Origin of the sequence: Candidatus Thioglobus sp., from assembly GCF_029243085.1 — a bacterium.
Taxonomy (GTDB): Bacteria; Pseudomonadota; Gammaproteobacteria; order PS1; family Pseudothioglobaceae; genus Thioglobus_A.
The window spans coordinates 1-12,550 of sequence record NZ_JAQWSS010000011.1 but is presented as its reverse complement, the minus strand read 5'-3'; the positions used below and the strand labels follow the sequence as shown (position 1 = coordinate 12,550).

The following is a 12,550-nucleotide window of genomic DNA, read 5'->3' as shown; positions in this document are numbered from 1 at the left end:
AACTTTCTCCAATGTGAAAAACTATAAAAAGAAACATTATATAATATCCTTTTTTATAATTTACCACTTTTTTATTATGACTATTGAAAACGCATCATCATTTTTTGCTTGGGACGTCTCTTCTTACTTGGCATTATTTTTAGTTATTGCCTTTACCATTGTTTTTGTTGACGCTTTATTTGGTGGTAATTCGAGTGCGAAAATAGACCAGCAGAAGAAGAAATCATTTATTGGAAAGTGGTTCTATTTTGTTTGTTTTTTAAGATTTAATAAGTCAGAAAAATATCTTCACCGCCCTAAGTTAGTACAGTGGTCAGCTGAATTTTATCCAGTATTGTTGTTGGTATTTTTGCTTAGAGGTTTTGTTGTAGAGCCGTTTAGAATCCCATCAAACTCAATGATGCCAACTTTATTAACAGGTGATTTTATTTTGGTAAGTAAGTTTGATTACGGCATTAGCTTGCCGGTGCTTAATAAGAAAATTGTTGAATTTAAAAAACCAGAGCGAGGCGATGTTGTTGTTTTCAGATATCCGAACTATGAAAAAAATTCAGACTATAAAGGCGCTGATTTTATTAAGCGTGTGGTTGGCTTACCCGGCGATGTTATTAGTTATTCGTCAGACCATCTTCGCGTTAATGAAGAAAAGATCGCTTATCAAGACTTGGGCACTTACCAAGGTGTTGAGTCAGGCGTACAGATGACGGGCTTTACACATAAGCGCGAACAACTAGATAACAACCCACATGATATCTTGCTAGATCCAGAGCGCCATTCTCAATCTACACCTGAGCTAAGAGTGCCAGCAGGGCATTACTTTGTGATGGGCGATAACCGCGCTCGTAGTAGCGATTCTCGTTTTTGGGGATTTGTACCAGAAGAGTATATTATTGGTAAAGCCTTCGGTATTTGGATGCATTACGACGACTCTTTAAAATTAGATAGAGTCGGTGGCTTTGATTAATTAATATGTTTTAGGATGCTATTAAGCTCATCAGAAGATGAGTAATGAATAATAATCTTACCTTTGTTGTTGTTTTGCTTTATCTCAGTTTTTGAATCTAGTGTTTTGCTAAGAGACTGCATTAATGATGTAATGTGAGGATCTACTTCAGTGGATTTTTTTGGCTTTGGATTGAGTACGCGTTTAACCAAATCTTCAGTCTGGCGAACCGACAAAGAGCGCTGAATCACCTGATTAGCTACATCGAATTGCTGATCTTCTTTAAGGGGTAATAATGCACGCGCATGGCCCATTTCTATTTTTCCACTGCCTAGCAGCTGCTTAACCGATTCATTTAGTTGCAGTAAACGAATTAAATTACTCACGGCAGAACGAGAACGACCCACCACGTGAGAAATCTCTTCGTGAGTCATTTTAAAATCTTCAATCAATTTCTGAAGTGCTTTGGCTTCTTCAAGTGGTGTGAGCGACTCACGCTGAATGTTTTCAATCAGGCCAATCGCCAAAGCAACTTGGTCATCAATCTCTCGAACAATGGCTGGAACTTCATCCAAGCCTGCGATTTTGGCTGCACGCCAACGTCTTTCACCAGCGATGATTTCGTACTTATCGTAAGTAACTTTACGAACAACCAGCGGCTGAATAACGCCTTGCGAGGTAATTGAATTAGCAAGCTCATTAAGCGTGTCAGGGTCAATATCATCCCTAGGCTGGAATTTTCCACGCTGTAGTGCGTTAACACTCAGTAATTTAAGGTTGTGTTCGGAGTTAGATTGATTATCTGCAGAAGACACTTGCCCCAGCAAAATATCTAATCCACGACCTAGTTTTGAAATTTTTGCCATTTTAGTTTATCGATGTTTTTCTAATTACTTCACTTGCTAGTGAAACGTATGAAATTGCCCCTTTGGATGATCTAGCGTAGTTAATTGCCGCTTGACCAAAACTTGGTGCTTCGGCTAATTTTACATTTCTAGGGATGATTGTTTTAAATACTTTGTGCGAAAAATACTGTAATAACTGAATTGACACCTCGTTAGACAAATTGTTACGTGTGTCAAACATAGTGCGGATAATGCCTGTAATGTCCAAATCAGGGTTGGTGGTGGCTTGGATTTTCTCAATGGTTTGTATGAGCGCAGTTAAACCCTCTAAGGCGTAGTACTCACATTGCATTGGGATGATGATACCATTAGACGCAGTAAAAGCGTTAATTGTCAGCATGTTAAGCGAAGGCGGGCAATCGATCACTACATAATCGTATTTGTCTTTAACTTTGTCCAGCGCTTCTTTTAATTTGTATTCTGAGTTGTCGCGTTTGAGTAGAGCGATTTCTGCAGCAATTAAATCGGTGTTAGAAGGTAGTACATCAATCTCAACACTAGAGGCATGTACGGTTGCCTCGCCAATGCTGCATTCGTCTAATAGCAACTCACATACAGAATTTTCTAAGGTGTATTTATCAACACCACAACCCATTGTGGCATTGCCTTGAGGGTCTATATCAATCAGTAATACTCGTTTATTTATGGCTTTCAGGGCGGCGCTCAAATTAACAGCCGTGGTGGTTTTACCCACGCCACCTTTTTGATTTGCAACTGAAAGAACAATTGCCATTCGCTACTTACCCAAAACAGTTAAGGCTTTCAATAGGTTTGTTGCCTCGTGCACAAAATAATCCTTCTTAAGTTTTTCAATGGCTTTTTCAGCTTCTTCGGATTTTTTATTTTCTTGTGCTGTTAAGATTTCTTCATCAGATAACTGGGAAGGGTCTTCCACTTCTAGGTGGCCATTCAAGTCACTTTCTTTGGTATCGCCAAGTACACTGTCTTCTTTTTCATTTTCAAGGCTGATATTTTTTAAAGCAATGTCTGGCTCAATACCTTTGGCTTGAATAGAGCGGCCCGATGGTGTGTAATAGCGCGCTGTGGTGACTTTTAAACCATAGCCTTCATCAAGCTCAACAATGGTTTGAACAGAGCCTTTACCAAAAGAAGTGCTGCCCATGATAACAGCCCGCTTATGATCTTGCAGAGCGCCAGCAACAATCTCAGAGGCTGAGGCCGAGCCTTCGTTGATTAGCACCACAATTGGAGAGTCTAGCATGATGTCACCAGGCTCAGTTTTAAACTCAAGATTTGAGCTTGGAATGCGGCCTTCGGTATAAACCACCAAACCTTTTTTATCAATAAATAAGTTGGCGATATCAACCGCACCCTCTAATACGCCACCAGGATTATTCCTCAGATCAAGAATTAACGACTTTAAATATCCATCATTTTTCTCAACCAATTTATCTAGTGTTTCTTTTAACAAGTCAGCGGTTGGATTTTGAAAGCTGGAAACACGAATATAACCAATATCTTTTTCTAGCATATAACCTTTAACTGAAGTGATGGTAATAATCTCACGTGTAATATCAACAACAAATGGCTTTTTGTTTTTACGTACAATGGTTACTTGAACATCTGTACCCGGTTCGCCACGCATCAGATTAACGCCATCTTCTAGTGTCATGTCGCGTACAGGCTTGTCACCAATTTTTACAATCAGATCACCCGCTTGAATACCTGCTCGATAAGCGGGTGTATCATCGATAGGGGAAATGACTTGGATAGCGTCATCTTTCATACCAATCACAATACCTAGACCACCAAATTTACCTGAAGCACTTTCAAGTAGATTTTTTTGTTCCTTAGGTTTTAGATAGTTAGAGTGAGGATCTAGACCAGTCACCATGCCTTTAATTGCATCTTCGAATAATTCTTTATTAGTAACTTCGTCAACATACAGTTGTTTAATGTTGCTAAAAACTTTAGTGAATGACTCTAAATCTTGGAAAAAATCATTCAGTCTTTGTTTTTCAGCTTCGGTTTGAGCGTAAGCTGGAGTGGTGGTAAAAAAGGCGCAAAAAGCCACTAAAAATACAGAGCGTTTAAAAAAGTTAAAGAAAGTCATAATATAATTGTTTGCTTATAAGAAGTTTAAATATAATACTGTGAAATGTCCACGGGTTATTTTGGATTTTACTTGGTTTTATTTTTAGGTTATGGAGAAAAAATGAAAAGATTGAATATTGTTTTATTGGCATTAAGCGTGTTGCTTTCGTCAGTAGTATATGCAAATGAAGAGGGGGTTGTGGCAGAAGCAACACAAACAACAGAAGACGGCCCTGTTCAAACTATTCAATCAACCATTGTTAAACTTAACCAGTTAACAACTGCAACAAGCTACTCACCGCAAATGGTGAAATTCTTAGTTGATTCAGAAATCGCTCCACTGTTTGATTTTGATCATATTGCCAATGAAGTGTTATTGGTTAGTAATGTAAGCTTAAGTGAAGACGAAACAAAATTTTTCTCAAACAGATTAAAGCAAAACATTATTACAACTTTATTATCAAGATTAGCTCAGAGTCGCTCAAGCTCGTTTAATTTTATTTCCGCAAGACCAGTGATGGGCGGCAACATCATTGTAAAACTTAAAGCGCGTGGTTACTCTAGATTTGGCTTTAATCTTGATTTATCGTTTCATAAGAGTCAATCTACTAGCAAGTGGCAAATTTTTGATATTGCACTTAACCATGACAGCTTAATTAATTATTACCAAAGAATGGTGGTAATTAAGGCAAGAAGATATGGCGTTTATGGCATGCTGGGCAGAATTTAATTAAATAAGAATGAATGGGGATTAGTAATGAGTGAAATGACTTTGTTGGAAAAAGAAGAAGATATTGAGAAGGCGACCAAAGCTTTAAAAGCGATGGCACACCCATTGCGCTTAAAGATTTTATGCGCACTTAAAAATGATGAACTGCCAGTGTTAGAGATTGTTAAGCAAGTTGGATCTTCACAGTCAAATATTTCACAACACATTGATATTCTTAGAACTAAAGATATTGTTGAATCTCGGCGTGATGGTAATAAAATTTTATGCAAAGTTAAAGATACTAAAATTTTGAAACTAGTTGCTAACATGCAAGCAGTATTCTGCTCTGAAGACGACTAATTAGAATTACACACTTTAACTACTTTCGCACAAAACATGCGCTCGTAGCTCAGCTGGATAGAGTATTGGCCTCCGAAGCCAAATGTCGGGTGTTCAAATCACCTCGAGCGCACCAATTCCCATAAGGGTTTACAACCTTTTAAGTTATTACAAATTACTTATTTAGTACAAATTCTGTACACAATCAAAATTACTAAATTTCACATCTAACCCAGTTTCCTTGCCGACCTCACTTGTAAAGAGGGTAGACGGCAATTCTCTCTAAGTAGTTAGTCATTCAAAACTATTCATTCTTTTTATAGTTGTTTAAGGCGTAGAATGGAAAACAAGATGATTATTTGGAGAAGATGATGTTTGAGAAGCCAATTAATACGAACCTAACAGAGAATGAATACGGCTGTAGGGTTCACATAGATAATAGACCCCCAATAAAGGGAGTGCCTGTTGGTAGTAGTGCGGAAACTAGAGAGGGACAAGGTGTTCTGAACATTAGGACAGGTAAAGAGACAGTACATACCACTCAAAACTATAAGAACTACAAAGCTAAGTTGATAGAGGATGGGAAAAATAGGTGGAAAAAGGAAACGTAAGAATATCACCTAAAAGGAATAAGTTGAGTTGGTGTAAATAAAGAGAAGATTATGAAATTAGGAATAGTGATTTATTCTAACGACCCTGAGACAGTCTTTAATGCATTTAGACTAGGTGTCTTCTCTTTAGGAAAAGGAGACAGTGTTAGAGTGTTCTTATTAGCAAAAGGTGTTGAAAGTGAAACACTAGATAACAAGCAATTTAAAGTCTCTGAACAGATGCAATCTTTTGTTGATGCCAATGGAGAGATATTTGCTTGTGGTACTTGTCTAAAGATTAGGAAATCTGAATCTTCAGATATGTGTCCAATGTCAACCTTAGAAGATTTACATCTTATTATCGAAGAATCAGACAGAGTACTTACTTTCTAGGTGGTAAGAAATTAAGTTGGTGTAAATAAGGAGGTTTTTATGACAATAGAAATGTGGCAAAGCTTCTTAGGTTGGAATCTAATTATTAACTTGACTATACTTATCGTGTGGGCTTTTTTAGTTAAAAAATACCCAGATTTTGTATATGAAAAGGGCAATTACTTTATTCCTATTAAAAGAGAATCATTCAACTCAATTCACTATGGTGGAATGGGTCTTTATAAATTATTTATATATTTCTTTCTTTTAGTGCCTTATTTGGTTTTATTGATAATTACTTAAAGAGTTTCTATTAGCTAATCAAAATAACTAAATCTCATATCTAACCCAGTTTTCTCTGCCGACCTAACTTCTAAAAGGGGTGGGGTAGGGTCTTAAATCTGAGGTTTTTATTGTCACATTTGAAGTACAAATTTAGTACACTTGAAGTATTTTTCTTATAGACCAAGAAAAACCTTCTTGACTAATAAGATTGCAGTGTTTATCATGGTTTCCATTGTTATACCAAGGTGCTAGGACACTATATAGGTAATGAATTCACCTCGAGCGCACCATCTTAATCAATCATGATTTACCCTGATATTAATCCTATTGCCCTAGATTTAGGTTTTGTACAAATCTACTGGTACGGGCTAATGTATCTAATGGCTTTTTTAGCCGCTTATTTATTGGCCAATTCTCGCGCCAAACAACTGCCTGATTGGAACACACAGCAAACAGAAGATATGATTTTCTATGGTGCACTCGGCGTTGTGCTTGGTGGCCGAATCGGATACATGTTGTTTTATAACTTACCTAATTTTTTATCTGATCCATTGTCAATTTTTGCTATTCAGGGCGGTGGCATGTCATTCCATGGTGGCTTTTTAGGTGTACTGTTGGCGATGGTTTTATTTAATCGTAAATACGATAAAACTTTTTTTGCTACGATGGATTTTGTTGCGCCACTAGTTCCATTGGGGCTAGGTTTTGGCAGAATGGGTAATTTTATCAATGGTGAGCTTTGGGGTAAGGTTACTACCAGCCCATTAGGTATGTATATTCAAGAGCAAGGCGTGAGTCGTTATCCCTCACAATTGTATGAGGCTTTTTTAGAAGGCCTGGTACTGTTTATTATTCTTTGGGTGTTTAGTAGTAAGCCACGCCCTTTAATGTCAGTTTCGGCTTTATTTTTGATTTTTTACGGCTTGTTTAGATTTATAATTGAATTCGTCCGAGTGCCAGATGTACAGCTAGGTTATTTAGCTTTTGATTGGTTAACCATGGGGCAGTTATTAAGTTTGCCAATGATTATTTTTGGCATTTATTTATTTTACAAATCAAATAAACAACAAGCATGAAAGCATACATAGATATTGGTAAGCGAATTTTAGACGAAGGTGTGTGGTTATCTAATGCACGTACTGGGCAAAAAACATTGGCCATTATTGGCGCGACTTTTGAACATGATCTAAGTGATGGCACTGTACCCGTTATTACCACCAAAAAGCTGTTCTGGAAATCAGCTATTGCTGAAATGTTGGGCTATATTCGTGGCTACGATAATGCCGCACAGTTTAGAGCAATAGGCTGTAATACTTGGAATGCCAATGCCAATGATAACCAAGCATGGCTTGATAACCCACACCGCAAAGGTGAGGATGATATGGGCATGTGTTATGGTGTCATAGGGCGTGCCTTTCCAGGGATTGAAGATGATGAGCCACTGGATCAATACAAAAAAATTGTAACGGATTTATCCAATGGTGTGGATGATCGTCGTGAGATCATGACCTTTAATCACCCCAATCTGATTCATCGTGCTTGCTTGCCGGCGTGCATGCATACCCATCACTTTAATTTGTTGGGTGATGATCTATATTTAGAGAGTTATCAACGTAGTAGTGACTATGCATTGGGTCAGCCGTTTAATCACTTTCAAGTAGCATTTTTATTATTAATTACCGCACAGATTACGGGCAAAAAAGCCAAAAAAATGCGCCATCATTTATCCAATGTGCACTTGTATGAAAACCAAGTGGAAATCTTTAAAAACGAACAAGTTGACCGCGAGCCATTACCTCTACCATCATTAAAAATTAATCCCAAAATTAAAACCCTTGAAGATCTAGAAACTTGGGTAACCATGGATGATTTTGAGCTGGTTGGTTATGAGCATCATGATCCTGTTAAGTATCCATTTACGGTTTAACTAATGAGTTTACCTAATTGCCCAAAATGTAATTCTGAATATGTGTATGAAGATGGCAACCTTCTGATGTGTCCAGAATGTGCTTATGAATTCTCAGCGGATGATCTTATTGATCAAGAAGAAGTGGTTAAAGATGCTAACGGCAATGTGCTTGTAGATGGTGACACGGTAAGTGTGATTAAAGATCTTAAAATCAAAGGCACTTCGAATGCCGTTAAAGTTGGTACTAAAGTTAAAAACATTCGCCTATGTGAAGGCGATCACAACATTGACTGCAAAATCCCTGGGCACGGTGCCATGAAGCTTAAATCTGAGTTTGTGAAGAAGGTATAGTTTTTTATTAAGTACGACTATTTCCAAATGTCAACCGTAACACCTTTAGCGCGAAGCTTATCTGAACGCTCTTCAAGGTAACGTTGGAAGTTTGATTGGTGCTTATAGCCTTCGGTGGCGACATATTCAATAATGCCAGTGAAGTGGTATTCTTTAAAGAAAGCGTCTTTGCGAATAATTTCTTTTCCTTGTTTGTCAAAGAAAACAACGGCTGGTTTATAGGTAAGTTTTAAGTCGTCATACCACTGTGATGCGGTTGTACGTTTACCTGATGGGGTGATGAGTTTTTCGTCTGACAAGGCATTGAGCTGCACTACCTGCATTGATTTAAATAGATCTTTGGTTTGATCAAGCTGCATCAGTGTTTGGTGAAAAACATCACACTCAGGACAATTAGGCTCTTCAAAGAAAACTGCTAAATAGTTATGCGCTGGAAAGCGTTCACTACGTGACAACATATGCGGGCCAGATTCGAAAATAGGGTGAGCGTTAAGCGTGCCAGATTTGTCTTTTTTTAGGCTGTTAATATAGCTTGCATAAGATTGATTAAAGTAAGTTTTTTTAGAAATGTAATCAAGCGTGGCGTGCATTTTATCGATGGATTGATAACCGTTTAGTCGAAGTACGATTTTACCTTTAGAGTTTAAGAATAGGATGGTAGGGGTAAATTGTACTTTCATAAAGGCTGAAAATTCTTTTTCGCTAAACTCTTTACCGGTCCAATCAACCAAATCTCTGTCACCCCACATGTTGGTTTCAATGACATCAAAATCTTTTTGTAATTTGGCAATAATGGCCTCATCGCTAAAGTTATCTTCCACCAGTTTTGCACAATAAGGGCAGCCGTTCTGGTGGAAGTAAATCATCACATGCTTATTTTCATCGGTAGCCTCTTCTAAGTCTTCAGAAAAATCCATGAATGTGGTTTTAAACCAGTCAGGCAATACGTCAACAACTTTGGCGCCAAAGTAGTCGCCTTCTTTAACCTCAGGCGCTGCAAGTGAAGGCTGAAAGAACAATAAAGAAACAATTAGAAATAAAATTCGCATACCCCTCCCTAGTGAATATGTTGACCAGTGAATATGTTGATAGATGATTTGATTGTAATACTAAAGTGAGCTTAATGCAAGATTGTGTTTCTTGTTAAACTGCATCGACACTTTCAATGCCTTTTTGCGGCACAAACAAACCACAACCCAGTAAACGATGTTCACCAATACCTTGCTCTTGTAGTTTGACAGATTCTGATTTTCGTAAGTCAGCCACCATCAAAGAGCGTGTGTGAATAATGCCGTCAGGGGTGGTGATTTTTCTTTCCAGGCCGGCCATCATTTTTTTGGGATGAATGCCGAGTGCTTGTAGTTGATCAAAAGAAGTTTGCAAAAAATCCTCTTCGCTGGCGTTTTCATCACAAGCCACGTACTTAGCAAATACGATTTGCATGTCGCTCATTAGTTTGGGTTCTAGTATTTTTACAATCTTAACTTGATATTCGCCTAAATCGAGCGTTTTTCCCAACAGTGACTGAATATCGCCCAGTTTTTCTTTAGGGATGCGTATGCTTAATTTTGATCGTTTAGAGGGGTAATAAAAGCCAGACTCGTGGTCTTGTTCCCAGCCATTGCCATCAGCCACACTAATATCGTGAATACCAGCATTAACTTCACTCAGCCAGGGTAGTTCAGATAGTAGTGCTTGTGAGAGTATATAAGCATGATCAATCGGTAAAACTTTAGAATGAATATTGAACACAGCATCTTGCACATCGTCAGGAAGCGTAAAATGTTCTTCTTTAATATCTTCTTGCCAAAACATGAGGATTATGAACTCAAATTTATAATAGCGCTAATTATAAACGTATTAAACACATTAAAACCCAATACAAGTAATGGATAAATTACAGCAAAAAATTAATTATCAATTTAAAGATATTGCTTTACTTAAGTTGGCACTTACTCATCGCTCTATGGGTAAGAATAATAACGAGCGTTTAGAATTTTTAGGTGATAGTATTTTAGGGGTGGTGATTTCTCGTGAGCTTTATAAGCGCTTTGACCATGTCGATGAAGGTAAATTATCTCGACTGCGATCTCACTTAGTTAGAGGACAAACATTGGCACAGATTGCTGGAGAGCTTGAATTATCTGACATACTTATTTTAGGTCCAGGCGAATTAAAGAGTGGTGGTTATCGACGTGAATCTATCCAAGCAGACGCAGTGGAAGCGGTATTTGGTGCGGTATTCTTAGATTCGGATTTTGAAACAGTTAATAGGGTTATTTTAGATTTATATCGTGACTTGTTAGATGATATTAATCCGAACGATTCCCTTAAGGATCCTAAAACCCAATTACAAGAGTACTTACAAAAGCGTGGCAATACCTTGCCAAGCTATGAGCTGGTTAAAACAGTTGGTAAGGACCATAACGCCGTGTTTAGTGTGAAATGTGTTTTGCAAGATCAAGCCATGCAGATTGAGCAATCAGCCAAAAGTATTAAAAGAGCAGAGCAGTCTTGTGCTCAAATTTTATTAGATAAATTAATCGCCTTATGAGTTTTCAATCAGGATTTATTGCCGTTATTGGACGCCCTAATGTGGGCAAATCTACCCTTATTAACGAGTTGATTGGGCAAAAGCTGTCAATCACTTCACACCGTCCACAAACCACACGCCATCGTATTCATGCGATTGATACTCGTGATAATTATCAAATGGTATTTGTGGATACGCCCGGTATCCATATGGGCAATAAAAAAGCCATTAATTCTTATATGAATCGAGCAGCAAGCTCCAGCATGAAAGATGTTGATATGATTCTTTGGTTGGTTGAATCGGGCAAATGGACTAAGGAAGATTCGCGAGTATTGGAGCATGTGTCACAAGTTGATGTGCCGGTAATTTTGTGTATTAATAAAGTTGACAAGTTAAAAACACCGCAAGAAGTATTGCCATTTTTAGAAAAAGTCGGACAAAAGTATCAGGCTACTGACATGTTTCCATTGTCAGCTTTTAGCAAGAAAGATACGGCTGCTTTAAGAGCATTAATCTTAAAACATTTGCCAGAGCAAGAAATGATTTTTGATCCAGATTTTATTACTGATCGATCTGAAAAATTTGTGGTGGCTGAATTTATTCGTGAGAAGTTGATGCGCCATTTGGCCGATGAATTACCTTATGACTTAACAGTTGAGATTGAACAGTACGAGTTAGACGGCAATATGCAAAGAATTTCCGCTAGGATTTTTGTTGATAAAGCTTCACAAAAAAATATCGTAATTGGTAATAAAGGCGAAATGTTAAAACTCATTGGCACCGAAGCTCGTCAAAGCATTGAAGGTTTTTTAGATAGAAAAGTATTCCTTAAATTATGGGTTAAAGTTTCTACCGGCTGGTCAGATGACAAGCGCGCCTTAGCTTCATTAGGGTATGACTAAAGTCGATCTAACCCCCGCTTTTCTGATTCATCGTAGGTCATTCAAAGATAGCTCATTATTACTTGATTTTTTTACTCAAGATCACGGCAAGATCCGCTTAGTGGGTAGGGGGCTTCGTAGTTCAAAAACCAATATCCAAATGTTTCAACATCTTAATATTTCCTTTTCTGGCAAAGGAGATCTTAAAACTCTAAGCAACTGGGAGGTGGACGACACCCCTAGAAATATAACAGGCGAAGCGTTGATTTTGAGCATGTATGTTAATGAGCTGGTTTCTCGCCTGTTACATGAGCATGACCCATATCCTGAATTGTTTGAATTTTACAAACAGTTTGTTAACCAGGTTTCTAATTTAGAGCAAGATACTCGATATTGGTCATTAAGATTGTTTGAAAATAATTTGTTATCAGAGCTCGGCTATGCACTTGATTTTTCACAAGACGTTGGCGGGTTATCAATCGACAAAAATGCATTTTATGAATATCAACCGCAATCTGGTTTTAGCCAGAGTAGCATAGGTAAAATATCAGGAAATTTGTTAAATCAGTTGTTATCAGAATCACTTGAAGATTTGCCAAATAAGGATCAATTAAAGGTATGTCGTGATCTGAATCGACAACGTTTAAGCGTATTGTTAGGCGATAAGCCATTAAAAAG

Annotated in this window: 16 protein-coding genes and 1 tRNA gene; 12 read left to right on the top strand and 5 right to left on the bottom strand. The window is 37.7% G+C overall.

Annotated features, from left to right (window positions below; translation table 11 throughout):
• The first annotated feature begins 76 nt into the window (after positions 1-76).
• Entirely contained in the window at positions 77-964 is an 888-nt protein-coding gene (gene lepB / locus P8M52_RS00595; RefSeq protein ID WP_300305830.1) for a signal peptidase I, read from the top strand.
• On the opposite strand, the gene P8M52_RS00590 is transcribed toward lepB, so the two are convergent.
• The 3 genes from P8M52_RS00590 to P8M52_RS00580 are packed head-to-tail and all read right to left on the bottom strand — an operon-like array spanning position 961 to position 3,922.
• The gene (locus tag P8M52_RS00590) at positions 961-1,809 is read right to left on the bottom strand and encodes a ParB/RepB/Spo0J family partition protein (protein WP_300305828.1); all 849 of its coding nucleotides are present in this window, start codon (positions 1,807-1,809) and stop codon (positions 961-963) included. The two genes, lepB and P8M52_RS00590, sit on opposite strands and share 4 nt — an antisense overlap.
• Position 1,810: 1 nt before the next feature.
• A complete protein-coding gene (locus tag P8M52_RS00585; RefSeq protein WP_300305826.1) occupies positions 1,811-2,581 on the bottom strand; it encodes an AAA family ATPase in 771 nt (256 codons plus the stop codon).
• 3 nt (positions 2,582-2,584) lie between these two features.
• The gene (locus tag P8M52_RS00580) at positions 2,585-3,922 is read right to left on the bottom strand and encodes a S41 family peptidase (RefSeq protein ID WP_300305823.1); all 1,338 of its coding nucleotides are present in this window, start codon (positions 3,920-3,922) and stop codon (positions 2,585-2,587) included.
• A gap of 102 nt (positions 3,923-4,024) precedes the next feature.
• Here P8M52_RS00580 and P8M52_RS00575 point away from each other — a divergent pair, with 102 nt between their 5' ends.
• From P8M52_RS00575 to P8M52_RS00545, 8 genes are all read left to right on the top strand, one after another.
• The gene (locus P8M52_RS00575) at positions 4,025-4,633 is read left to right on the top strand and encodes an ABC transporter substrate-binding protein (RefSeq protein WP_300305821.1); all 609 of its coding nucleotides are present in this window, start codon (positions 4,025-4,027) and stop codon (positions 4,631-4,633) included.
• Between the two features lie 27 nt (positions 4,634-4,660).
• Positions 4,661-4,972: a metalloregulator ArsR/SmtB family transcription factor gene (locus P8M52_RS00570; RefSeq protein WP_300305819.1), complete on the top strand. Its 312-nt coding sequence runs from the start codon at positions 4,661-4,663 to the stop codon at positions 4,970-4,972.
• A 38-nt stretch (positions 4,973-5,010) separates the two neighbouring features.
• Positions 5,011-5,087 (top strand) — tRNA-Arg (locus P8M52_RS00565).
• A gap of 526 nt (positions 5,088-5,613) precedes the next feature.
• Positions 5,614-5,934 carry a DsrE family protein gene (locus P8M52_RS00560; protein ID WP_300305817.1) on the top strand — a complete coding sequence of 107 codons (321 nt, stop codon included), beginning with the start codon at positions 5,614-5,616 and terminating at the stop codon, positions 5,932-5,934.
• A gap of 39 nt (positions 5,935-5,973) precedes the next feature.
• Positions 5,974-6,216, top strand: a complete 243-nt coding sequence (locus P8M52_RS06765) for a DUF6868 family protein (RefSeq protein WP_363320135.1) — start codon at positions 5,974-5,976, stop codon at positions 6,214-6,216.
• A gap of 284 nt (positions 6,217-6,500) precedes the next feature.
• Entirely contained in the window at positions 6,501-7,274 is a 774-nt protein-coding gene (gene lgt / locus P8M52_RS00555; RefSeq protein WP_300305815.1) for a prolipoprotein diacylglyceryl transferase, read from the top strand.
• On the top strand, positions 7,271-8,125 hold the full coding sequence (gene thyA / locus P8M52_RS00550; protein WP_300305813.1) for a thymidylate synthase: 855 nt from the start codon (positions 7,271-7,273) through the stop codon (positions 8,123-8,125). The genes lgt and thyA overlap by 4 nt, the downstream gene beginning before the upstream one ends.
• 3 nt (positions 8,126-8,128) lie before the next feature.
• Positions 8,129-8,458 carry a zinc ribbon domain-containing protein YjdM gene (locus tag P8M52_RS00545; RefSeq protein ID WP_300305811.1) on the top strand — a complete coding sequence of 110 codons (330 nt, stop codon included), beginning with the start codon at positions 8,129-8,131 and terminating at the stop codon, positions 8,456-8,458.
• A 17-nt stretch (positions 8,459-8,475) separates the two neighbouring features.
• Here the strand turns inward: P8M52_RS00545 and P8M52_RS00540 are convergent, their stop codons facing one another.
• Positions 8,476-9,507: a thioredoxin fold domain-containing protein gene (locus P8M52_RS00540; RefSeq protein WP_300305783.1), complete on the bottom strand. Its 1,032-nt coding sequence runs from the start codon at positions 9,505-9,507 to the stop codon at positions 8,476-8,478.
• 94 nt (positions 9,508-9,601) lie between these two features.
• Positions 9,602-10,273, bottom strand: a complete 672-nt coding sequence (gene cas6 / locus P8M52_RS00535) for a type I-MYXAN CRISPR-associated protein Cas6/Cmx6 (RefSeq protein WP_300305781.1) — start codon at positions 10,271-10,273, stop codon at positions 9,602-9,604.
• Positions 10,274-10,346: 73 nt separating this feature from the next.
• Here cas6 and rnc point away from each other — a divergent pair, with 73 nt between their 5' ends.
• The 3 genes from rnc to recO all read left to right on the top strand — a co-directional run.
• Positions 10,347-11,012 carry a ribonuclease III gene (rnc, locus tag P8M52_RS00530; RefSeq protein ID WP_300305778.1) on the top strand — a complete coding sequence of 222 codons (666 nt, stop codon included), beginning with the start codon at positions 10,347-10,349 and terminating at the stop codon, positions 11,010-11,012.
• The gene (gene era / locus P8M52_RS00525; protein WP_300305776.1) at positions 11,009-11,893 is read left to right on the top strand and encodes a GTPase Era; all 885 of its coding nucleotides are present in this window, start codon (positions 11,009-11,011) and stop codon (positions 11,891-11,893) included. Before rnc ends, era begins: the two co-directional genes overlap by 4 nt.
• Positions 11,886-12,550 (top strand): DNA repair protein RecO (gene recO, locus P8M52_RS00520; protein ID WP_300305774.1); only part of this gene is annotated, 665 nt, incomplete at its 3' end. The genes era and recO, both read left to right, overlap by 8 nt.